The sequence below is a fragment of the Phytohabitans sp. LJ34 genome (assembly GCF_052068095.1).
GTDB lineage: Bacteria > Actinomycetota > Actinomycetes > Mycobacteriales > Micromonosporaceae > Phytohabitans.
In genome coordinates this window covers 41,802-63,999 of the sequence record NZ_JBQHDG010000016.1, presented here as the reverse complement: position 1 = coordinate 63,999, position 22,198 = coordinate 41,802, and the positions used below count along the sequence as shown (strand labels likewise).

Annotated in this window: 16 protein-coding genes; 12 read left to right on the top strand and 4 right to left on the bottom strand. The window is 71.9% G+C overall.

Translation table 11 applies throughout. From position 1 onward, the window contains the following. The first annotated feature begins 95 nt into the window (after positions 1-95). From ACTMTJ_RS26895 to ACTMTJ_RS26885, 3 genes are all read left to right on the top strand, one after another. Complete coding sequence (locus ACTMTJ_RS26895; protein WP_441220668.1) at positions 96-287, top strand: hypothetical protein; 192 nt, start codon at positions 96-98, stop codon at positions 285-287. 121 nt (positions 288-408) lie between these two features. Further along, positions 409-4,257 carry a Pls/PosA family non-ribosomal peptide synthetase gene (locus tag ACTMTJ_RS26890; RefSeq protein ID WP_441220666.1) on the top strand — a complete coding sequence of 1,283 codons (3,849 nt, stop codon included), beginning with the start codon at positions 409-411 and terminating at the stop codon, positions 4,255-4,257. Further along, complete coding sequence (locus ACTMTJ_RS26885) at positions 4,254-5,576, top strand: M1 family metallopeptidase (protein ID WP_441220664.1); 1,323 nt, start codon at positions 4,254-4,256, stop codon at positions 5,574-5,576. The genes ACTMTJ_RS26890 and ACTMTJ_RS26885 overlap by 4 nt, the downstream gene beginning before the upstream one ends. A gap of 1,125 nt (positions 5,577-6,701) precedes the next feature. On the opposite strand, the gene ACTMTJ_RS26880 is transcribed toward ACTMTJ_RS26885, so the two are convergent. Further along, positions 6,702-7,463: a DUF4184 family protein gene (locus ACTMTJ_RS26880; protein ID WP_441220662.1), complete on the bottom strand. Its 762-nt coding sequence runs from the start codon at positions 7,461-7,463 to the stop codon at positions 6,702-6,704. 77 nt (positions 7,464-7,540) lie between these two features. Beyond that, complete coding sequence (locus ACTMTJ_RS26875) at positions 7,541-8,959, bottom strand: glycoside hydrolase family 30 protein (protein ID WP_441220660.1); 1,419 nt, start codon at positions 8,957-8,959, stop codon at positions 7,541-7,543. Positions 8,960-9,356: 397 nt separating this feature from the next. On the opposite strand from ACTMTJ_RS26875, the gene ACTMTJ_RS26870 reads away from it, so the two are divergent. The 9 genes from ACTMTJ_RS26870 (at position 9,357) to ACTMTJ_RS26830 (ending at position 19,647) form a co-directional block, all read left to right on the top strand. Beyond that, the gene (locus ACTMTJ_RS26870) at positions 9,357-10,247 is read left to right on the top strand and encodes a fructose bisphosphate aldolase (RefSeq protein ID WP_441220658.1); all 891 of its coding nucleotides are present in this window, start codon (positions 9,357-9,359) and stop codon (positions 10,245-10,247) included. A gap of 110 nt (positions 10,248-10,357) precedes the next feature. Beyond that, complete coding sequence (locus ACTMTJ_RS26865) at positions 10,358-11,566, top strand: dipeptidase (RefSeq protein WP_441220656.1); 1,209 nt, start codon at positions 10,358-10,360, stop codon at positions 11,564-11,566. Next, complete coding sequence (locus ACTMTJ_RS26860) at positions 11,566-13,161, top strand: ABC transporter substrate-binding protein (RefSeq protein ID WP_441220654.1); 1,596 nt, start codon at positions 11,566-11,568, stop codon at positions 13,159-13,161. The genes ACTMTJ_RS26865 and ACTMTJ_RS26860 overlap by 1 nt, the downstream gene beginning before the upstream one ends. A gap of 2 nt (positions 13,162-13,163) precedes the next feature. Continuing rightward, complete coding sequence (locus tag ACTMTJ_RS26855; RefSeq protein ID WP_441220652.1) at positions 13,164-14,129, top strand: ABC transporter permease; 966 nt, start codon at positions 13,164-13,166, stop codon at positions 14,127-14,129. Then, a complete protein-coding gene (locus tag ACTMTJ_RS26850) occupies positions 14,126-15,016 on the top strand; it encodes an ABC transporter permease (protein ID WP_441220650.1) in 891 nt (296 codons plus the stop codon). The genes ACTMTJ_RS26855 and ACTMTJ_RS26850 overlap by 4 nt, the downstream gene beginning before the upstream one ends. Positions 15,017-15,021: 5 nt before the next feature. Continuing rightward, positions 15,022-16,179 (top strand): M24 family metallopeptidase, encoded by a 1,158-nt coding sequence (locus ACTMTJ_RS26845; RefSeq protein WP_441220648.1) that lies wholly within the window; start codon positions 15,022-15,024, stop codon positions 16,177-16,179. A gap of 1 nt (position 16,180) precedes the next feature. After that, positions 16,181-17,017 carry an alpha/beta fold hydrolase gene (locus tag ACTMTJ_RS26840; RefSeq protein ID WP_441220646.1) on the top strand — a complete coding sequence of 279 codons (837 nt, stop codon included), beginning with the start codon at positions 16,181-16,183 and terminating at the stop codon, positions 17,015-17,017. Beyond that, positions 17,017-17,994 (top strand): Lrp/AsnC family transcriptional regulator, encoded by a 978-nt coding sequence (locus tag ACTMTJ_RS26835; protein ID WP_441220644.1) that lies wholly within the window; start codon positions 17,017-17,019, stop codon positions 17,992-17,994. The genes ACTMTJ_RS26840 and ACTMTJ_RS26835 overlap by 1 nt, the downstream gene beginning before the upstream one ends. A 135-nt stretch (positions 17,995-18,129) precedes the next feature. Then, positions 18,130-19,647: an ankyrin repeat domain-containing protein gene (locus ACTMTJ_RS26830; RefSeq protein ID WP_441220642.1), complete on the top strand. Its 1,518-nt coding sequence runs from the start codon at positions 18,130-18,132 to the stop codon at positions 19,645-19,647. 588 nt (positions 19,648-20,235) lie between these two features. Here ACTMTJ_RS26830 and ACTMTJ_RS26825 read toward each other — a convergent pair. Together ACTMTJ_RS26825 and ACTMTJ_RS26820 are read right to left on the bottom strand one after the other, a co-directional pair. Further along, entirely contained in the window at positions 20,236-20,631 is a 396-nt protein-coding gene (locus ACTMTJ_RS26825; RefSeq protein ID WP_441220640.1) for a DUF805 domain-containing protein, read from the bottom strand. 26 nt (positions 20,632-20,657) lie between these two features. Then, positions 20,658-22,178, bottom strand: a complete 1,521-nt coding sequence (locus ACTMTJ_RS26820; RefSeq protein ID WP_441220638.1) for an alpha/beta fold hydrolase — start codon at positions 22,176-22,178, stop codon at positions 20,658-20,660. Positions 22,179-22,198: the final 20 nt, after the last annotated feature.

Here is a 22,198-nt window from a genome sequence, read left to right as displayed (position 1 = left end):
GCGTTGCCGCCGACGCCGAACGGTGGCTGTCCACATACGACGGTGAACCGTTCGACCTGGCGTTCGTCGACTGCCTCCCGGGCAAGTTCCACCGCATGGACGACGTGCTCGGCCTGCTGCGGCCCGGCGGGCTCTACATCGGCGACGACCTGCTCTCGCGACCCACCTGGCCGGCGGAGCACGAGGAGCGGGTGGCCGCGTTCCTGACCAGCCTGCCGCAGGTGCCGAGGCTGCGGTCGACGACCATCGCGTGGGCCTCCGGCCTAGTCGTCGGGGTGCGTGTCTGAGCACACGCCGGGTGTGGCGGCGAACACGAAAGCGCCATACGGGCGTTACGTCCAGTTCATCTGCCGTAGGCTTATCGGCTGGCCGCGCGCCCCTTCTGGCGTCCGTCCGGAAAGGTGCGCGATGACCCTGACTCCCGTGCTGCCCGTTGCCGCCCCGGCTGTGTTCGCGTCGGACCGTGCGCCCGACCCCCGTACGCTGCTGGACATCTTCGCCGAGACGGTCGCCCGGCACCCGGACGCGCCGGCCATCGACGACGGCACCGAGGTGCTGGACTACCGCCGGCTGGCCGCCGAGGTCGCGGCCGTGTCCGAAAAGCTCGCGGCGGTGGGCATCGGCAGCGGCGACCGGGTCGGCATCAGGATCTCCTCGGGCACCGCGGAGCTGTACATCACGATCCTCGGCGTGCTCGCGGCCGGCGCGGCGTACGTGCCGGTCGACGCCGACGACCCCGACGAGCGCGCGGACCTCGTGTTCACCGAGGCCGGCGTGTGCGCGGTGCTCGGCGACGGCGGCGCGGTAAGCATCCGGGCGGCCGGCAACGAGCCGCGCCCCGACGACGACGCCTGGATCATCTTCACCTCCGGCTCGACCGGCAAGCCGAAGGGCGTCGCGGTCAGCCACGCGTCGGCCGCGGCGTTCGTCGACGCCGAGGCGGAGCTGTTCCTGGCCGCGGCGCCGATCGGGCCGGGCGACCGCGTGCTCGCCGGGCTGTCGGTGGCGTTCGACGCCTCGTGCGAGGAGATGTGGCTGGCCTGGCGGCACGGCGCGTGCCTGGTGCCGGCCGCGCGTTCGCTGGTGCGCAGCGGCGTCGACCTCGGCCCCTGGTTGGCCGAGCGGCGGATCAGCGTGGTGTCCACCGTGCCGACGCTCGCCGCGTTGTGGCCGGCGGAGGCGCTCGACGGCGTGCGGCTGCTCATCTTCGGCGGCGAGGCGTGCCCGCCCGAGCTCGCCCAGCGGCTGGCCGTCCCCGGCCGCGAGGTCTGGAACACGTACGGGCCGACCGAGGCGACCGTGGTGGCCTGCGCCGCCCGGCTCACCGGCGACGGCCCGGTGCGGATCGGGCTGCCACTCGCGGGCTGGGCGCTGGCGGTCGTCGACGTGGCCGGCGAGCCGGTGCCGATGGGCGCCACGGGCGAGCTGGTGATCGGCGGCGTGGGGCTGGCCCGCTACCTCGACGAGGCGAAGGACGCGGAGCGGTTCGCCCCGCTGCCCTCGCTCGGCTGGGCGCGCGCCTACCGCAGCGGCGACATCGTGCGCGCCGAGCCGGAAGGGCTCGTCTTCGTCGGCCGAAACGACGAGCAGATCAAGCTCGGCGGCCGCCGCATCGAGCTGGGCGAGGTCGACGCCGCGCTCCAGGCGCTGTCCGACGTCGCCGGCGCGGCCGCGGCGGTGCGCCGCACCAAGGCCGGCAACCAGCTCCTCGTCGGATACGTGACCGTCCTGGAGGGGGCCGCCTTCGACGCCGGCGCGGCCGCCGCCCGACTGCGCGAGCAGCTGCCCGCCGCGCTGGTGCCGCTGCTCGCGGTCGTCGACGCGCTGCCCACGCGTACCTCCGGGAAGGTCGACCGCGACGCGCTGCCCTGGCCACTGCCCACAGTGGACGCCGACCCGGCGGCACTCACGCCGACCGAGGAGTGGCTCGCCGAGGGGTGGGCCGAGATCCTCGGCGTGCGCCCCACCGAGCCGGACGCCGACTTCTTCCGCAGCGGCGGCGGCAGCCTTGCCGCGGCACAGCTCGTCGCCTGGATTCGCACCCGCCACCCCCACGTGTCGGTCGGCGAGCTCTACCAGCGCCCGCGCCTCGACGACCTGGCGTCCGCGCTCGACGAGCGCGAGACCGCGAGCGTCACCACCAGGCGGGAGATCGCGCCCACGCCCCGCCGGGCCGGCGCCATCCAGACCCTGCTCATGGCGCCGCTGCTGACGATCGTCGGCCTGCGCTGGCTGACCGTGCTGGCCGCCGTCGCCAAGCTGCTGGGCACCCCGTGGGCGCCGGCCGTCTCCTGGTGGTGGGTGGCGCTCGGCTGGTTCGTGCTCTTCAGCCCGGTCGGCCGGATCGCCATCTCGGCCGGCGGGGCACGGCTGCTGCTGTCCGGCGTACGGCCGGGCAGCTACCCCCGCGGCGGGAGTGTCCACCTGCGACTGTGGACCGCCGAGCGGCTCGCCGACCTGAGCGGCGCCACCAGCGTGGCCGGCGCGTCCTGGATGATCCGGTACGCGCGGGCGCTCGGCGCCGACATCGGGCGCGACGTCGACCTGCACTCGGCGCCGCCGGTCACCGGCCTGCTCAAGCTGGGCCGGGGCGCGGCCGTCGAGCCGGAGGTGGACCTCTCCGGTTACTGGGTCGACGGCGACGCCGTCCACATCGGATACACCTGGGTCGGCGCCGGTGCGCGGATCGGCGCGCGCAGCACGCTGCTGCCCGGCGTGCGGGTCGGCAAGGGCGCGGAGATCGGCCCCGGCTCGACCGTGCGCGGTTCGGTGCCGGCGGGCCAGCGCTGGGTTGGCGCCCCGGCCACCCGCGCCGGCAAGAGCGCGCACACCTGGCCGGACCGCCGCCCGACCCGTTCCCGGCGGTGGGTCGCGATGTACGGGGTGACCTCGTTCCTGCTCGGCATCCTGCCGGCCCTCGCCGCGCTGCCCGGGATCGCGATCCTGGCCCGCGCGTCCACCGGCGCGGCCACGCTCGGCGGCGCGGTCACCGGCGCGCTCGCCGCCATGCCGCTCGCCGCGCTGGCCTACGTCGCCGGTTACGCGCTGCTGGTGCTCGTCGCCGTGCGGGCGTTGAGCATCGGGCTGCGCGCGGGCTACCACCCGGTGCACAGCCGGGTGGCCTGGCAGGTGTGGGCCACCGAGCGGCTGATGGGGATGGCGCGCGTCGGGCTCTTCCCGCTGTACGCCAGCGTGCTCACCCCCGCCTGGCTGCGCCTGCTCGGCGCCAAGGTCGGGCGCGGCGTGGAGGCCTCGACCGTGCTCGCGCTGCCCAAGATGACCACCGTCGCCGACGGCGCGTTCCTCGCCGACGACACGATGGTAGCCACGTACGAGCTGCGGCAGGGCTGGCTGCACGTGGCACCCACCCGGATCGGCAAGCAGGCGTTCCTCGGCAACTCCGGGATGGCCGCGCCCGGACACTCGGTGCCGAAGCGGGGCCTGGTCGGCGTGCTCTCCTCGGCGCCGCGCAAGGCCAAGAAAGGCTCGTCGTGGCTGGGCATGCCGCCCATGCCGCTGCGCCGCGCACCGGAGGAGGCGGACAGCAGCCGCACCTACGCCCCGCCGGTCCGCCTCAAGGCGGCCCGCGCGGTGGTCGAGCTCTTCCGTCTGGTACCGGTGGCGTGCGCCGGCGCCCTCGCGGTGGTCGTGCTGGGCGCGCTCGCGGCGATCTGGCGGGCGCTCGGCCCGGTGGCCGCCGGCGCGCTCTCCGGCGCCGTCCTGCTCGCCGCCGCGGTGCTGGCCGCCGCGACAGCCACCGCGACGAAGTGGTTGCTGGTCGGGCGGTTCCGGGCCGGCGACCGTCCACTGTGGGACTCGTTCGTGTGGCGCAACGAGCTCGCCGACACGTTCGTCGAGGTGCTCGCGGTGCCGTGGCTCGTCCCGGCGGCGACCGGCACTCCCGTGCTGACCGGCTGGCTGCGTACGATGGGCGCGAAGATCGGCCGCGGGGTGTGGCTGGAGACGTACTGGCTGCCGGAGATGGACCTCGTGCGCCTCGGCGACGGGGCGACCGTCAACCGGGGGTGCGTCGTGCAGACCCACCTGTTCCATGATCGGATCATGAGTATGGACGAGGTGACGCTGGCGCCCGGCGCCACGCTGGGCCCGCACGGGATCGTGCTGCCCGGCGCCACGATCGGCGCGCGGACCACGGTCGGCCCCGGCTCGCTGGTGACCCGCGGTGACACCGTGCCGGCCGACACGCGCTGGCTCGGCAACCCGATCGCCGCCTGGCCGGCCCGCGCCCGGGAATGACCGCCGCCGCCCAGCCCGGTGCGGAGCGCTCCGGCGACCCGTACCTCCCGGAACACGGCAACGGCGGCTACCGCACCAGCCACTACGACCTCGACCTCGACTACCGGATCGTCACCAACCGGCTGACCGGCCGGGCGGTCGTCACGGCGGTCGCCGCCCAGGCGCTGTCCCGGTTCAGCCTCGACCTGGCCGGGCTGCGGGTCAGCCACGTGCTCGTGGACGGCGTCGCCGCGCGGTTCACCCAGGTGGGCCATAAGCTGCGGGTGCGGCCGGCCCGCCCGGTGGACGAGGGTGCGGAGTTCCGGGTCGAGGTCCGCTATGGCGGGCGCCCCCGCCCGGTCCGCGGGCGGTGGGGCGACATCGGGTGGGACGAACTGACCGACGGCGTGCTGGTCGCCAGCCAGCCGGTCGGCGCGCCGTCCTGGTTTCCGTGCAACGACCACCCCGCGGACAAGGCGAGCTATCGCATCGCGGTGACAGCGCCGACGCCGTACACCGTCGTCGCCACCGGAAAGCTGGCCGACCGCCGGCGGAGCGCGAGCACCACCGCGTGGGTCTACGAGCTGCCGGAGCCGACCCCCGCCTACCTGGTGAGCGTCCAGATAGGACGGTACGAGCGGGTCAACCTCTACAGTGGCGGACCGGCGCAGCGGGCGGCGGTGCCGGCACGGCTGCGGCAGCGGTTCGCCCACGACTTCGGCCGCCAGGGCGAGATGATGGAGGCGATGCAGCGCTTCTTCGGCCCGTACCCGTTCGCCGAGTACTCCGTCGTCGTCACCGACGACGACCTCGAAGACCCGATCGAGGCGCAGAGCATGTCCGTCTTCGGCGCCAACCACGTCGACGGGCGGCGCACGCACGAGCGGCTGGTGGCGCACGAACTGGCCCACCAGTGGTTTGGCAACAGCCTGACGGTGGCCGACTGGCGCCACATCTGGCTCAACGAGGGCTTCGCGACGTACGCCGAGTGGCTGTGGTCGGGGGTCTCCGGCGGCCCACCGGTGGACGCGCTGGCCCGGATGTGGCACGCGCGGCTCGCCGCCCGCCCGGCCGACCTGCGGATCGCCGACCCGGGCGTGGCCCGGATGTTCGACGAACGGCTCTACAAGCGCGGCGCGCTCACCCTACACGTGCTGCGCCGCGAGGTGGGCGACGAGCGGTTCTTCCGGATCCTGCGCGGCTGGGTCGCCGAACACCGCCACGGCACGGTCACCACCCCGGCGTTCACCGCCCTGGCCGAGCGCCTGGCCGGCCGGTCGCTGGCGTCGCTGTTCCGGGCCTGGCTCTACTCGGCACCACTGCCTGGCCTGCCCGGCTGACGTCGCCGCGCGGCCCGCCACCTGACCCCCGCCACGGTCACCACACCCGACGACGCCGCGCTCACCGTCGCCGTCTGGGGCGGACCCGCCCTGTGGGCACTAGAACTGCCGCCGTCGGGGCCTTGCGAGAGAGCTTTCGGAGTCGGGTTGCTTCGGCCTCTGGATCCACTTGGACAGAAGATGTGAGCTACCGCGATGCCCGTCGTGGTCCGTGCCGTTGCTCCCGCGGCCTCACCCGTCCGCCGTGGGTCACGGTTACCCCGGCGGCTGCGCCGGGCCATGCGGCCCCGGCCTGGGGTGGGTACGCTCGGGATGCGTTTGCTCTGCTTCCCTGGAGGGGCCACCCTGCATTGGGGTCGCCGCTACCGGGAGGTTGTCGGGTGTGGAGGCAGGAAATCTAGAGACCTTTCGGAGTCAGGGTCGCCGCGGTCTCGAAAGCTCGATTCGAAGCAGGCTTGAGCTGCCGCGCGACGTCCGTCGTGGTCCCGACCGCCGCCCGGGTGGCCTGACCCGTCCGCCGCTGGTCACGCTCACCCCGCGCACGGTTTGTCCACAATGCCCCTTGCCGAGGCGACCGGCACCAGACCGGACAGAGGCACTGTCACCACGGGTAACCGCCGCAGCGGCGTGAACAGGATCCGATGCCAGATCTTGGAGAGTTAGGGCGCCATATCAACCCTCGGTCTCCTAGATCTCGAGGCCCGACCCCCGATGCTGGTGACGCTGCGTCGGGATGTCGTTGGTAGGGGCTTGCCCCGCGGGCCTGGCAGTGGACGGCCGGGGATTTCGGCTCGCCCTGGCGAGCCGCCGGCCGGGAGCGGTGCCCGCGGGAGCATACGGTCCGCAGCTGACGCGGACGTGGGCAAATCTGCCTCGAAGCAACGCCACGACGGGCGGCGACCCTGACGCCGAAAGGTCTCTAGAGACCTTTTGGAGTCAAGGCGGCTTGCCTCCAAGTCCCTTTAGGACGAGGATTTGAGCTACAGCGATGTCCGTCGTGGTCCAGATCGCTGCTCCCGCGGCCTCACCCTTGGCGGTTGGTCGCGGTTACCCCTTGCTGGTTACGCTGCGTCAGGACGGCAGAGGTAGGGGTCGGCCAAGCCTCCGCAGAGCGAGTAGAAGTCCCTAGCCCCACTCGGATCCTTGCGGGGTGCGGACGGTGGTGAGGCGCACGGCCAGGGTGCCGGCGAGCAGGGCGAGGCAGGCGATCACGAGACACCGGATGGCCTGGTCCGGCAGCAGGCGGGCGGGTTGGAACGGCAGCAACGCCAGCCCTGCGGCGACCACTGTGGACGCCGCCGCCCAGAAGGCGAACGGCCGGCGCGGTGCCGGCGGGGGCGGTCCGTGCCAGCGGCGCAGCAGCCGCGCCCCGCCGAGGTGCAGCATCAGCGCCAGCCCCACCGCGAAGCCGACGAGGTCGGACACCCGCACGAGCAGCTCCCACCACGGCAGCCCCGGCGCCACCCGAGCGTGCAGCCAGGGAAACAGGAGCCGGCCACCGTCCACATAGGGATGGGTGAACGCGTCCCACACGATGTGGCTCAGCGCGCCCAGTACGGCCGAGATCGCCGTGATCCACCATGGATGGCGCACCGTGCCGAGCACGCCGTAGTCGCGCAGCGCCAGCCGCCCGCCGGCGGGCAGGTGTGCGGCCACGACCGGCGCCGTCCAGCGCACGAGCCGCCCGCCCACCAGCGTGATCGGCGCCGCCCACCACAGTGGAGCGTGCCAGGCGTGACTGTGGATGGTCACGCCGTATCCGTCGGCGGCGTAAGCGATGTCGGGCGCGACCGCCCCGATGACGAGGCCCACGCCGTCGAACCACCGCGGCCGCCACAGCTTCAGGGGCACGACGGCGATCGGATGGGTGGGCAGCGTCAGCGGCATGCTCGGGACCGTACGGCCGCCGCCGGGGGCGTTGGTGATAGGACGGTGAAGGTTGCGTGCGGATCCTGACGCGGGCTCTACCTGAGCACGAGCGTGGTCAGCGACCGGGCCGGCAGCAGCACCGGGATGCGCCGGGTGCCGTGCGAGCGGGTGTCGGCGACGCGTTCCAGCGAGTGGGTTTCGTCCGTCAGGTACGTGGTGGTGCGCTTGACGAGCGTGTCCGTCTTGAACGTGGTGCTGGCCGTAGCCGTGCCGGTGTTGAGCAGCTGCACGGTCATCGAGCCGTCGCGGTTGCGGAAGGCGGTCGCCTTCACCAGCGGGTCGGCCACCTGGGTGGTCACCCGCACCGCGCCGGGCCGGATGAAGCGCGAGTACGCGGCGAAGGCCCACAGGCGCTTGGAGACCCGGTAGCCGTCGCCCGAGTTTGGCAGCTGGATGAACGCCCGCGTGGCACCGAGCGACATCGCGACCCAGTAGACGTAGGCGTTGGCGTTGGCTTCGGCGAACGTCTGGTGGATGCTCTCCGCGACGGCGAAGCCGGCGTGGGTGGTGCCGTCGTCCCAGGCCTCGTTCCAGGTGGTGCCGCTCGGGTTCCACTCGGTCATCCAGGTCGGCTTGCCGGTGGGCAGCGGCGCGGTGGGCCGGCTGGCGTACATGTGCCCGGTGTGCGTGGCGACCTCCCGCGCGGCGGCCGGGTCGGCCTCGATCGCGGCCGTGTACGCCGCCTGTTGGCTCCACCCGAACGAGTCGCAGCACACCAGCTCGGTGCGCAGCCCGCTGCGGCGCAGCGTCGGCCCGAGCACCTTGACGAAGTCGGCGGCCTGCGCGGGCGTGAAGCGCATCGAGGCGTAGGACGCGGTCCAGTCGGGCTCGTTGGTGAAGCCCACGTCCGTGATACGGATGCCTTCCTGGCGGTAGAAGCGCAGATACCGCACGAGGTAGTTGGCGTAAGCCTGGCGCCAGTCACCGCTGGCGCAGGCCGTGCCCGGCACACCGCAGAGCTCGCCGCCCTGCACGTCGGTGCCGTTGGTCTTCATGAAGCCCGGCGCGCTCCACGCGTCGGCGAAGAAACGCTTGACGCCATACCGCTGCGCCTGCTTGCTGAACCACACCTGCGCGCCGTCGTCGCCGTCCCACACGTAGGTGGGCTTCGCGTCCGGCCCGCCCGGGTCGGTAGGCTCGATCGTCTTCATGTGGTCGTAGACGTCGTCCGTCGACGACCCGATGCCGATCCGCACGATCGACGCGCCCGCGCCGGTCCGCTGGTCGAAGAGCAGGTCGAGCACCGCCTGCGTGCTCTCGGGGGAGAGGCCCCGATCCCCGCGCAGGAGCGTCGCCCGCTGAAACGCCGCCGCGAAGCCCAGCCCGTCGATCGACTGGAGTCGCTGCCGGAAGCTGATCGTGTCCCCGGTGTCTTGTGCCGCCGCGGACCCAGGCGCGAACGACACGATGGTGGCGGAGACCGCCAGGCAGGCGAGCGCGGCGCGTAGTTTCATGTGCCTTCCTTCCGATAGTTTTCCGGAGGCAGGCATAAACTATGGTCGATCGCCGTCGTGCGTCAACCGCCTGGTCTCGCTCTTTCCGCGGTCGAAACTTTCGAAGCCTATTTGCCCACGTGGGTGGGTGGTGGCGCGTCTTGCTTCCGCGGGCTTTAGCTCCGCTGTCGGGTCGGGCTTGGCGCGCCTGCTGCTCGGATGGGCTCGACGGTGCGCTGTGGACCCTTCGCCGCGGAAGGGCGGTGGCCGGAGTTGATCAGGGAGTTGGTGGGCGTGTCGGTCGGTGTGTCGTGACATCAACTCCCTGATCAACAGCGGTGGGCCTGGGTTTTGGGCTAAGCATCACGCGGTGCCCGACCCGGTCTGTGGGTATGACGCGAGGAAAAGGGGGTGTCCCATGAACGAGGCGCAGTTGCACAAGGTGGCCCATGACGCGGGCTTCGTCGCAGCGCTCGACCAGAGTGGTGGCAGCACGCCGAAGGCGCTGGAGCACTACGGCGTGCCCGAGTCGGCCTATGCCGGCGACAAGCAGAAGATGTTCGACCTGATGCACGAGTTTCGCAGCCGGATCATCACCGCGCCGGCGTTCGGCGGTGACCGGATTCTCGGCGCGATCCTGTTCGAGCAGACGATGGACCGTGACGTGGCCGGCGTGCCGAGCCCGCGGTACCTGTGGGAGCACAAGAACGTGGTGCCGTTCGTCAAGGTCGACGAGGGTCTCGCGCCCGAGGCGGACGGGGTGCGGCTGATGAAGCCGTTCACGAAGCTCGACGGGCTGCTGGAGCGCGCGGTCCAGGCGGGGGTGTTCGGCACGAAGATGCGGTCGTTCATCGCGCGCGCCGACCCCGACGGCATCGCCGCCGTGCTGGATCAGCAGTTCATGTACGGCCGACGGATCCTGGACGCCGGGCTCGTGCCGATCCTGGAGCCCGAGGTCGACATCAACAGCGACGACAAGGCGGAGGCTGAGCGGCTGCTCGAGCAGGGCATCGCGGAACGGCTGTCCGGCGTGCCGGACGGGCGGCGGGTGATGCTCAAGCTCACCATCCCCAGCGAAGACGACCTCTACGCCAATCTGATCCGGCATCCGAAGGTGCTGCGCGTTGTCGCGCTGTCCGGCGGCTACTCGCGGGACGAGGCCACCGAGCGGCTGGCACGCAACCACGGGCTCGTCGCGAGTTTCTCCCGGGCGCTCACCGAGGGGTTGCGGCGGCAGGAGAGCGACGAGGAGTTCGACCGGATCCTGGAGGCTTCAGTCGCCGCGATCTACGCGGCCTCGACAACCTAACGGATTCTGTCGTTACGACACCGTGATGGACGGATTTCCTCACGGACTTGACGTCGACTGACTGATACTGGCACCGTCGGGCTAGTTGTGAATCATGAAAGGAGCCCGGCGTGCTGGATCCTGCCGCCCGCTACACCGGCTACCGGTCCTACAGCTACCTCGAGGCCGGGTCCGACTACCGTGAGTTCAAGCTCGCGCCCGAGCTCGGCCGGGTGCCCGCCTACCAGGGGACGGCGCTGACCGGCGACCAGCGCGACCGGGTGCGGCGGCTGCTCACCGACAACATCGTCATCTCGCTGCACGACCACCCCTCGGTCTTCCCGGAGGACATCGGGGAGACCGTCGAGTACAACCGGACCGCGCGCCACCACACCGGCTACGAGGGGCTGGCGCGCTCCGGGATGACCGCCGTCTTCGACAACTTCATGGACGGCACCTGCTGCGTCACCAGCCAGATGGGCTGGAAGTGGAGCGACGTCATCGCCGACGTCGGCACCCGCCTGTCCGACGTCGCGCACCAGGACTACCTGGTCAAGGTCGAGCGGCTGGCCGACATCACCGACGCGCACGCGAGCGGCCGGGTCGGGCTGGTCGTCGCCACCGAGGCCGCCACCATGATCGAAAACGAGGTGGACCGGCTCGACATCCTGTACGGGTTCGGGGTCCGGCAGATGGGCATCGCCTACAGCGAGGCCAACACGCTCGGCAGCGGCCTGAAGGAGCGCGGCGACGGCGGGCTGACCTACTTCGGCGAGCGGGCCGTGCGCCGGATGAACAAGCTGGGCATCGCCATCGACGTCTCGCACTCCGGCGACCGGACCTCGCTCGACACGATCCGGCACTCCACGAAGCCGATCTTCATCACCCACGCCGGCGCCCGCGCGGTGTGGCCGACCAACCGCATGAAGCCCGACGAGGTGATCCGCGCCTGCGCCGAGCGGGGCGGGGTCATCGGCATCGAGGCGGCACCGCACACGACGCTCTCGCCCGCCCACCCGCGACACACTCTCGAGTCGGTCATGGACCACTTCACGTACTGCGTGGATCTGGTCGGGATCGACCACGTGGCCTTCGGGCCAGACACCCTCTTCGGCGACCACGTCGGCCTGCACGACGCGTTCGCCGCGCACCTGTCCATCGCCGAGGCGCACGGGCACGTCGAGCACCCGCGGGTGTCCTACGTGGACGGCCTGGAAAACCCGGCCGAGTGCTACTGGAACATCACGTCCTGGCTGGTCGGCCGGGGCTACTCGGACGACGAGATCGTCAAGGTCCTGGGGGGCAACATCATGCGCGTCCTTGCGGAGGTCTGGCACTAATGCGACGCATCCTCGTGGGCATCGCCTCGATAGCACTCGTCGCGGCCGGTTGCTCGCCGAGCAACCCGGACAGCGACTCCTCCGACAGCGGTGGCGGCTCGGGCCGGCTCACCATCGGCACCACGGCCGACGTGGTCAACTACAACCCCCTGGTCGGCAACAGCCGCACCGACACCTGGGTCACCAACCTCATGTACCCGCGCCTGATGAGCATGGACATGGAGGGCAAGCGGACGCCGTACCTCGCGACGAAGTGGGAGTACGCGGACGGCGGCAAGACGGCCAAGGTGACGCTGCGCGACGACTTCACCTGGAGCGACGGCACGAAGGTGACCGCCGACGACGTGATCTTCACGATCGACGCGGTGGCCAAGGAGAAGATCGGCGTCGTGGCCGGCCTGATCCCCGCGTACACCGACGCCACCGCGGTGTCGCCGACCGAGATCGAGTTCCACCTCTCGCAGCCGGACGGCACGTTCCTCGACAACGTCGGGTTCTGGATGCCAGTGGTGCCGAAACACGTTTTCGAGAAGGCGCCGAGCGTGCAGAAGTTCGCCAACGACAGCGACTGGGTCTCCGCCGGGCCGTACAAGCTGGAGACCGTCGAGCGCGGCCAGCGGTACGTGCTCAAGCGGGTCGACTCGTACCCGCTGGTCGACGGCGGCAAGCCCACCGCGGAGGAGGTCGTCTTCCGGGTCTTCCCGGACGTCAACACCGAGGCGCTCGCGCTGCGCAACGGCGAGATCGACCTGATCGCCAACGCCGTGCCGCCCGCGCTGGCCAAGACGCTCGAGGGCAATGACAAGATCAAGACTGTGAAGGTGCCATCGCTCGGTTGGGCGCACATGCAGTACAACGTGCAGCGCAAGCCACTGGACCGGCTCGAGGTGCGGCAGGCCTTGGCGGCCGCGGTCGACTACGAGGCGATCCGGCGGGTGGCGTTGCAAGGCTCGGCCGTCTCGTCCAACTCCTCGGTGCTCACGCCGACGCTCAAGCAGTGGCAGGACACGAGCGCCAAGGAGTACACGTACGACACCGCCAAGGCGAAGCAGCTGCTCACCGGCGCCGGCTTCAAGGACGGCAACGGCGACGGGCTCTTCGACGGCCTCAGCTTCCGCATGATCTACGACCAGGCCGACCCGAACATCGCCAAGTGGGCCCAGCTCGTGCGCGACTCGGCCAAGCAGGCCGGCGTCGACATCAAGCTGGAGGGCCTGGAGCGCAACACCTACGTCGCCAAGTACCAGGAGCGCGACTACGACATCTACGCCGGCTCGTGGGCGATCATGGACAATCCGCCGGCCAACCTCGCGCTCGCGTTCAAGTGCAAGGGCTTCATCAACTACGCGAACGCGTGCGACCCGGAGCTGGACAAGCTGATCGACCAGGCGCGGGCCCAGCTCGACCAGGCCGACCAGAAGCCGATCATCCAGCAGGCCGCCAAGATGATCACCGACAAGGTGTACGACAACGTGCTATACGTCGAGGAGTTCACCATCGCGCACTCCGCGCAGTGGTCGAACTTCCTGACCCAGCCCAGCGAGCTGCTGTCCATCGTCAACCCGCAGTCGATCGCCCAGGCCAAGAAGGGCTAGGCATGGGCGGCAGCACCCGGTTTCTGGTCCGCCGCCTGCTGCGCGGGCTGCTGACCCTGTGGTTCGCGGCGACCGTGACGTTCCTGCTGCTGCGGTTGCTGCCCGGCGACCCGGCGCTGGCCGTCGCCGACCCGACGATGACCGAGGAGCTGTACGACGAACTGCTGCGCGACTACGGCCTGGACAAGTCGCTGCCCGTGCAGTATTGGCACTTCCTGACCCAGCTCGCCCAGGGCAACCTCGGTGTCTCGTTCCGGCAGAACCAGCCGGTGCTCGACATCCTGCTCGAACGGTTGCCCTGGACGATGCTGCTGGCCGGGTCGTCGCTGCTGGTCACGGTGGTGGTGGGCATCCCGCTCGGGGTGCTCGCCGCCACCCGGGCCAAGGGCCTGCTCGACCGGCTCATCCAGGTCGGCGGGATCACCGGCCAGTCGCTGTTCGTGCCGAGCATCGGCGTGTTCCTGCTGTACCTCTTCGGTGTGCGACTGGGCTGGCTGCCGATCGGCGGCGCGATGGACGACGACGTCTACGGCCTGGCCGCGTACGCCAGCATCGCCAAGCACCTCGTGCTGCCCTGCCTGTCGCTCGTGCTGGTGCAGCTCGGCTCGTACGTGCTGACCCTGCGCAGCACGCTCATCGAGGCGCTGGGCGAGGACTACTGCCGGCTGGCCCGCGCCAAGGGCCTGCCCAACCGGCGGGTGGTGTGGCGGCACGCGTTGCGCAACGCGCTGCTGCCCACCACCACGCTGGTGGGGCTACAGCTCGGTTTCCTGGTCGGCGGCGCGGTGCTCACCGAGTCGATCTACGCGTACCCCGGCGTCGGCCGGGCCATCTACGACGCGGTCGCGCAGCTCGACTTTCCCGTGCTCCAGGGCGCGTTCATCATGCTCGCGTTCACCGTGATCGTCGCCAACCTGCTCACCGACATCGCGTACGGCGTGCTCGACCCCCGGGTGCGGGCGTCATGACCCTTCTCCGGCGCCCGACCGGTCGCCGCGCGGCGGCGCCCGGCGAGACCGTCACCGAGTCGCCCGGCCGGCTCACGTTCGAGGCCTTCCGGCGCAACCCGCTCGGCCCGGCCGCCGTGGCCGTGCTGCTGCTCATGGGCCTCGTCGCGGTGGCCGCGCCGCTGATCGCCGACTACCCCAGCGGGTACGGCGAGGACGTGCTCGCCCCGCCCGGCGGCGCACACTGGTTCGGCACCGACGACCTGGGCCGCGACGTGTTCGCCCAGGTGGTGTGGGGCACCCGGGTGAGCATCGTGGTCGGCCTGGCGGCAAGCCTGCTGGCCATCGTCGTCGGCGTCGTCGTCGGCGTCGCGGCCGCCTACTTCAAGCGGGCCGACGCCGCCCTCGGCGTGGTCGTCGACCTGTCCCTCTCGCTGCCGGTGCTGCCGCTGATGATCCTCGTCGCCGCGCTCGCCGGCCCGAGCGTGCCCACGCTCGTCGTGGTCATCGCCGCGTTCAGCTGGCCGGAGGTGGCCCGGGTCGTGCGCTCGCAGGGCCTCGCGGTCGTGCCCCTGCCGTACGTCTCGGCCTCCCACGCGCTCGGCGGCTCGCACCTGTGGATCATCCGCAAGCACGTGCTGCCGGGCGTCGCGCCGGTGGTCGCCGTCTCCGTCGTCCTGACCACCTCGCGCGCCGTGCTCTCCGAAGCGGGCCTGTCGTTTCTCGGCCTCGGCGACCCGGACAGCTGGTCGTGGGGGGCGATCCTGCACAACGCGCAGCGGTCCGGCTCCCTGGCGACCGCGTGGTGGACCACGCTCTTCCCGTCCTTGGCCATCCTGCTGCTCGTCGTCTCGGCCACGCTCGTCGCGGTGGCCTACAACGACGCCAGCAACCCGCGTACGAGGTGACCCGCATGCGACTGGCCCCGGCCTTCTACGCCGACCTCCACACTGGACTGCGCGCCGACCTCGACGCCGCCGGCCTCGACGCGCTGGTGCTCGACGACCCGCTCGACGTGGCCTACGTGACCGGCTTCGCGCACTTTCCCAACGAGCGCCCGGTCGCCGCGTACGTGCCGCGCGAGGGCGAGGTGCTGCTGCTCGTGCCCGACCTCGAACGCGAGTACGCGGCCGACCAGCAGGCCAGCGCCACGCTCGCCGTCTACCCCGAGTTTCCTGGCGAACGGTCACCCTTCGCGGTGCTCCGCGACGCCGTGGGCGCCCAGCCCCGCCGCGCGGCGCACGCGCCGTCGACGTCGTATGCCCGGGTACAGGCGCTGGCGTCGGAGTTCGCGGATACCCGGTGGACGGTCAGCGACCTGGTCGGTGCGCGCCGGCTGCGCAAGACGCCGGAGGAGATCGCGCTGCACGTCGAGGCGGCCCGGATCGCCGACGCCATGGTGGCCGAGGGCGTCCGCCTGGTCGGCGAGGCGAAGGACGACCTGCCCACCGAGGCGGAGCTGGCCGCGCACGTGACCCGCTTCGGCGCCCAGCTCATGTACGCCGAACACGAGGACGTCGTCGTCGTGCCGATGCTCACCGGCGGCCTCGTCTACAGTGGACCCAACTCGGCCCAGCCGCACCGGCTGCCCGGCGGCGACCGGCTCCGCCGCGGCGAGCCGTTCATGCTGTCGCTGGGGTGCGCGGTCGGCGGTCGGTTCGTGGAGAGCGAGCGCACGTTCCTGCTCGGCGAGCCGGCGCCGGAGCAGCGCCACTACTACAGCGTGGTCCGCGAGGCGCAGCACGTCGGCACCGAGGCACTGCGCCCCGGCACCCGCTGCGCCGACGCCAACCGCGCCTGCCTCGACGTGATCCGCCGCGCCGGCTTCGCCGAGTACCTGCGGCACCGGCAGGGACACGGCATCGGGCTGGGCTTCCACGAGCCGCCGTGGGTGGCCGACGGCGACGACACCGTGCTCGCGCCGGGCATGGTGCTCTCCAGCGAGCCCGGCCTGTACGTGCCGGGCCACGCCGGCTACCGCATCTCGGACACCGTGCTCGTGACCGACGAGGGGCCGCGGCGGCTCACCGGGTACCCGCGCGACCTGGCCGACATCGTGATCGGAGCCTGACATGCACGTCGAGATCAACGGAAACCGCCTCACCGTGGAGGTGCTCGGCGACGGGCCTGGCAAGCCCACGATGATCGTCCACCATGGAGCACCCGGACTCGGCTCGCACACCGAGCCCCTGGCGTCGTTCGGCCCGTTCGCGGACGCGTACCGCGTCGTGGTCTTCGACGCCCGCGGCTCCGGCACCAGCGAGGGCAAGCCGCCGTTCACCCACGAGCAGTGGGCGTCCGACGTGGACGGTCTGCGCGCCTGGCTCGGCGCCGAGCGGATCGTCATGGCCGGCGGCTCGTACGGCGGCTTCGTCGCGATGGAGTACGCGATCCACTACCCTTCGCGGGTCTCCGCCCTCGTGCTGCGGGACACCGCCGCCGACAGCTCCAACCAGGACGCCGCGCTCCGCAACGCCCTGTCGTCGGCGCGCGTCAAGGTCGACCGGGAGAAGCTCGACCGCATCATGTCCGGCACCGTCCGCGACGACGCCGACCTGCGCGACTGCTGGGCCGAGATCCTCCCGCTCTACGACCACGACCTCGACTGGGCGAAGGTGCGCGAGCGGGTGGCGGCCACCCCGTACCGGTACGAGACGCACAACTTCGCCTTCGCCGTCAACCAGCCGAGCTACGACATCAAGGCCAAGCTGCCCGGCATCACCTGCCCCACGCTGGTCACCGTCGGCCGCCACGACTGGATCACGCCGGTCGAGTGCGCCGAGACGATCGCATCGCTGATCCCCGGCGCCGAGCTCGTCGTCTTCGAAAAGTCCGGCCACTCGCCCCAGCTGGAGGAACCCGAGCTGTTCCAGGCGGTGGTCCGGCGGTTCCTCGCCCGCGTGGCATGATGCCCGTCGACATGTACGCGCACCTCGACTCGACCGACCGGCGCATCGTCGCCGCGCTCCAGGTCAACGGACGGGCCAGCTGGACCGACATCGCCCAGCTCACCGGCGTCTCGGTCAACACCGTGGCCCGCCGGGGCCAGCAGCTGTTCGCCGCCGGCCTGGTCCGGGTCGCCGCCGTCTTCCTCGGCTCCACCAACATGCTGATCACCCGGATCAACTGCGCGCCCGGCACCCAGCTCAGCGCCGCGCAGGCCCTCGCCGCGATCCCCGAGGTGCGGTTCGTCGCGCTGGTGACCGGCGCCTACGACCTTGTCGCCGAGGTCGTCGTGCCCAAGGACGCCGGGCTGCACTCCGTGCTGCTCAACGGCGTGCAGGCCATCCCCGGCGTGCGGGGGAGCGTGGCCGACCTCGAGCTGCACGTGTACAAGTCCACCCACGAGTGGAGCCGCCACCTGCTGCCCGATGCCAGCCAGCTCGGCCCCCCGCCGACCGTGCACGACTGCGCGCCCGACCACATCGACACGGTGGGGGAGCAGATCGTCGACGTGCTGCGCGAAGACGGCCGGGCCAGCTTCCAGGCCGTCTCCGCGCGGCTCGGGGTCAGCGAGAGCACCGTGCGGCGCCGCTTCGAGGCCCTGCACAGCACCGGCTGCGTACAGGTGATCACGCTGGTGCCGGCCGCCGCGCTGGGCTTCGAGGCGGAGGTGCTCTTCTGGGTGTCGGTCGCACCGGCCCGGCTCGACGGCGTCGCCCGCGAGCTCGCCAAGCTGCCCGGCGTGCGGTACGTGGCCGCCACCCTCGGGCAGCAGTCGCTGATGTGCGAGGTCATCCTGCCCACCCACGACGACCTGTTCCAGTTCACCACCCACACGCTGGCCGGCATCGAGGGCATCCTGTCCTGGACCGCCAACGTCGAGCTGCTGACGGTGAAGCGAGGCTTCGTCGTCACCCCCTGGGCCGCCCGCCACCTGGGTTAGGATGGCGGCTGGCTGCCAGGGAGCCACCGGTCCGCGGAAATGGGCTCAGCCCACCTGGCGTGAGCACACGCGCGTCACGATCGTTCTCCTTTCGGCCTGACCGAGCGGACATCAGGCAGACGAGAGGAGGCCATCGTGCCGACCCTGGACATGCCCGACCGTCCCCACCTCGACAGCTTCCGCCGGCAGGCCCGTGCCCTCCAGCGGGCCGCGCGGGCCGGCGACCCCGACGCCCTCGCCAGGCTGGCCCGCGACCACCCCGGCGGCCCGCCCGGTGACACGAGCGCCCTGCGGCTCAGCGCCGCGCAGGCGGTCGTCGCCCGCGAGTACGGCTTTCCCAGCTGGCCCCGCCTCACCCGATACCTGGAGACCGTGGCCGAACACGGCTGGGAGACCGGCCTCGGCGCGGCGCCCGCCACCGACCCGGCCGACGAGTTCTGCCGCTTGGCCTGCATGACGTACAGCCGCGACGACGGACCGGCCCGCTGGGCGCGCGCCCGCCAGATGCTGGCCGAGCACCCCGACCTGACCAACGCCAACATCTGGGCCGCCGCGGCCGCCGCCCGCCCCGACGACGTCGGCCGGCTGCTGTCCGAGCGGCCGCGGCGGGCGGTCGAGCGCGGCGGCCCGTTCGGCTGGCGGCCGCTGTTCTACCTCGTCTACTCGCGGTTCGACCCGACCGTGCCGGCCGAACGCGTGCTCGCGGTCGCCCAGCGGCTGCTGGACGCCGGCGCCGACCCCGACGAGGGCTACCTCTTCGACGCGCTGCCGTCACCGTTCACGCTGCTGACCGGCGTCTTCGGCGCCGGCGAGCTGGGCGAGCCGCACCAGCCCCGCCACCCGCACTGGCGGGCGCTCGGCCGCCTCCTGCTCGACGCGGGCGCCGACCCCAACGACGCGCAAGCCTTGTACAACCGGATGTTCGCGCCGGACGACTCGCATCTGGAGCTGCTGTTCGAGTACGGCCTCGGCACCGGCGACGGCGGCCCGTGGAAGGAGCGGATCGGCCAGCTGCCCACCCCCGCGCGGATGCTCCGGGTCCTGCTGCGCTGGGCGGTCGAACACCACCAGCCCGCCAGGGTGCGGCTGCTGGTCGAGCACGGGGTCGACTTCCGCTCACCGTTCGAGGGCGACGGACCGAGGTGGAGCCCCGGCGACGGCCGCACACCGGTCGAGCTGGCCCGCCTCAACGGCGACGCCGAGATCGCCGACTACCTGCTGGCCCAGGGCGCCCCACCGCCCGCCGCCGACCCGGCTCGAGACCTGATCGCGGCGGCCTTCCGCGCGGACCGCTCCACTGTGGACAAGATCCGCGCCGAACACCCCGCCGCCCTGGCCGAGGCCCGCCGCGACCGCCCCGGCCTCGTCGTCTGGGCCGCCACCCACGCATCCGGCGAGACGGTCGGCCTGCTGGCCGAGCTGGGCTTCGACGTCAACGCCTTCGGCCGCGGCGACGCGCCCGTCGAGGAGGCCTGGGAGACCGCACTGCACCAGAGCGCCGGCCACGGCGACGTCGCCCTCACCCGCCGCCTGCTCGACCTGGGCGCCGACCCCAACCTCCGCGACAAACGCTTCGACGCCACCCCACTCGACTGGGCCCGCCACCTCCACCAACCCGCGACGGCCGCCCTACTCGAACCACTCACGACCTAGGCGTGGCCGGGCGCTGAGTTCCTTTATTTAGGACAAGGATTTGGGCTACCGCGATGTCCGTCGTGGTCCGGACCGCTGCTCCCGCGGCCTCACCCGTCCGCCGTTGGTCGCGCTCACCCTGTGCGTAACCGGCCCGGGAGAAAGGGGCGGGTGGATTGAGCTCGTGCCAGGCGGTGGTCAACGTTTGTCCACAATGACCGTTCCCGGATCGGCGATCCGGGAAAGCAACAAGGGTTTCGTCGCCGCGTGTAACCGCTGCGGCGGTGTGCGCGGCGCGAGATTCGCGATCTAGGAGAGTTGGGGCGCTATTTCAACCCCAAGTCTCCTAGATCTCGAAGTTTCGTCCCCTGGCTGGTTACGCTGCGTCAGGATGGCGGAGGTAGCGCCGTGAAGACCCTTCGGGCTTGTCCCGTGGAGCCGGCTGTGGGCGGCCGGGGGTTTCGGCGAGCGCTGCGAGCCGGCGCCGGGAGTGGTGCCTGCGGGAGCACCCGGTCCGTCGCTGAGGCGGACGGGGAAATCTGCCGGAACGCCGCCGCACGCGTAACCCCGACTCCGAAGGCTCTCCAGAAACAGACATCGCGGCGGTGGCTAGGCCCAGGATGGCTGGGGTTCTTTGGGGCTGGGGCCGAAGCGGTTGGGGCCGGGTGTGCTGTCCTGCACCATGAACACGATCAGGACGATGGCGCCGACGAGCGGGATGAGGGCGATCAGCAGCCACCAGCCCGAGCGGTTGGTGTCGTGCAGCCGGCGGACGCCGACGGCCAGGGACGGCAGCAGCAGCGCCAGGTTGACGATCGTGCCGACCAGGCCGGCGGACCACAGCGACGACGAGGAGTCGGTGCCCAGCGCGATGTCGATGATGCCGGCGACGATGCCGACGAGGATGGTGAAGAGCACGAACCACCAGTACTCGGACCGGCGGGCTCGGCCTCCGAATTGGACGTACTGGGAGAGCACGGAACGCACGGCAGCGGTGAAAGACATGCGGTCAGGGTAAGCAGTGCCCGCCATCAATCCTGGAACGGCTGCGTCTCCGCCGGGCACACCGTCCCCGGCGGTGGCAGCGCGAGGTCGACCAGGTAGTGGGCCGCGATGGCCTGGGCGCAGCCGCTCCGTGGGCGGTCCGGCCGGCCGAGGCTGGTGTGGCCGAACGCGTCGACGCTGACCAGCCGGGCCGCGTCGAGCTCGGCCGCCATCCGCTGGTTGAACGTGTAGTTGGTGGCCGGATCGTGGTAGTTGCCGAACAGCAGCAGCGGGGTGGCGGCGCGCCGGTCCCAAGGGCCGTCGTAGCGCTCTGGCTGGCGAGCCGGCCACGTCGCGCAGAAGACCGCGCCGAAGGCGTGCCCGCGGCCGAAGGTCGGCGCCTGGTGCTCCCAGAGCGGCGCCACGGCCGGGAAGATCGCCGGGTTTCGCGGGTATGGCTCGTCGGCGCAGGTGACCGCGAACTCCGACTCGTTGCCCGTGTAGGGCGTGCCGGACGTCTTCGCGGCCGCCGGGCCGGCCTGGGTCGCCTCGTACACCGCCTGGAGCTGCGCGGCGAGCTGTGCGTAGAGCTGCGGTGTGTACAGTGTGGACGCAAGCTCGCCGGTGAACGTGCTGAGGTCGAGCGGCCCGAGCCCTGGGACGGTCAGTGGGCCCTGTCGCAGCCGCGCGCGGATCGCCGCCAGCTTGGCCGCCGGGTCGCCTGCGCTGAACGCGCACCGCGCGCCGACCTCCGCGCACCGGCTCAGAAACGCGTCGAGGACCGCCTCCATGCCGGCGGCGCGCTGGCGCAGGTACTCCAGCCCGTTCGTGGTCCGCAGCGCCGGATCGACGTTGCCGTCGCCGACGACCGCGCGGACCCGGTGCGGGAAGAGGTTGGCGTAGGTGGCGCCGACCAGCGTGCCGTACGAGAAGCCGAGGTAGGTGAGGCGCCGGTCGCCGACAGCCGCGCGCAGCCGGTCGAGGTCGCGCGCCACGTTCAATGTGGACACGTGCGGCAGCAGCGGGCCGCCTCGCGCGGCGCAGGCGTCGGTGAGGTCGCGGTTGGCCCGCAGCGTCGACGCGATCTCCGGGCGGGTGACCGGCACCAGGACGACCCGGCCGTAGACCGCCTCGGCCTCCTCGCCGGTGGCGAAGCACCGGATCGCGCCGCTCAGTCCGACCCCCCGCGGGTCGAAGCCGACCACGTCGAAGCGGCGCAGGATCTCGGCGGGCAGCACGCTGTCGAGCTCGATCGGCAGCAGCGTGCCCCGGCCACCCGGGCCGCCCGGGTTGACGAACAGCGAGCCGATGCGGTGCGCCGGGTCGTCGGCCGCGCGCCGCAGCATGGCGATCCCTACCGTGCCGGCGGCGGGCCACGCGTAGTCGATCGGCACCGCGTGGGTGGCGCAGTCGTACTTGTGCCGCTCTTCCACGGGCACCGCGCGGACCATCTCCTCTGGACAGTCCGTCCAGCGGAGCGGGTCCGCGCTCGCCGGCGGCGCCGGCGCCACCAGGGATACCAGGAGGAGCGCTGTCAGTGCGGCGACCAGCCGGGGCAACGGCTTCATGCCCGACAGTCTCCACCGCC

Bases quoted from the DNA above. Each gene is read 5' to 3' on its own strand.
- ACTMTJ_RS26875 (WP_441220660.1), bottom strand. From the start codon at position 8,959: ATGAAACTACGCGCCGCGCTCGCCTGCCTGGCGGTCTCCGCCACCATC.
- ACTMTJ_RS26860 (WP_441220654.1), top strand. From the start codon at position 11,566: ATGCGACGCATCCTCGTGGGCATCGCCTCGATAGCACTCGTCGCGGCC.
- ACTMTJ_RS26870 (WP_441220658.1), top strand. From the start codon at position 9,357: ATGAACGAGGCGCAGTTGCACAAGGTGGCCCATGACGCGGGCTTCGTC.
- ACTMTJ_RS26835 (WP_441220644.1), top strand. From the start codon at position 17,017: ATGCCCGTCGACATGTACGCGCACCTCGACTCGACCGACCGGCGCATC.
- ACTMTJ_RS26840 (WP_441220646.1), top strand. From the start codon at position 16,181: ATGCACGTCGAGATCAACGGAAACCGCCTCACCGTGGAGGTGCTCGGC.
- ACTMTJ_RS26880 (WP_441220662.1), bottom strand. From the start codon at position 7,463: ATGCCGCTGACGCTGCCCACCCATCCGATCGCCGTCGTGCCCCTGAAG.
- ACTMTJ_RS26820 (WP_441220638.1), bottom strand. From the start codon at position 22,178: ATGAAGCCGTTGCCCCGGCTGGTCGCCGCACTGACAGCGCTCCTCCTG.
- ACTMTJ_RS26885 (WP_441220664.1), top strand. From the start codon at position 4,254: ATGACCGCCGCCGCCCAGCCCGGTGCGGAGCGCTCCGGCGACCCGTAC.
- ACTMTJ_RS26825 (WP_441220640.1), bottom strand. From the start codon at position 20,631: ATGTCTTTCACCGCTGCCGTGCGTTCCGTGCTCTCCCAGTACGTCCAA.
- ACTMTJ_RS26855 (WP_441220652.1), top strand. From the start codon at position 13,164: ATGGGCGGCAGCACCCGGTTTCTGGTCCGCCGCCTGCTGCGCGGGCTG.
- ACTMTJ_RS26850 (WP_441220650.1), top strand. From the start codon at position 14,126: ATGACCCTTCTCCGGCGCCCGACCGGTCGCCGCGCGGCGGCGCCCGGC.
- ACTMTJ_RS26890 (WP_441220666.1), top strand. From the start codon at position 409: ATGACCCTGACTCCCGTGCTGCCCGTTGCCGCCCCGGCTGTGTTCGCG.
- ACTMTJ_RS26845 (WP_441220648.1), top strand. From the start codon at position 15,022: ATGCGACTGGCCCCGGCCTTCTACGCCGACCTCCACACTGGACTGCGC.
- ACTMTJ_RS26895 (WP_441220668.1), top strand. From the start codon at position 96: ATGGACGACGTGCTCGGCCTGCTGCGGCCCGGCGGGCTCTACATCGGC.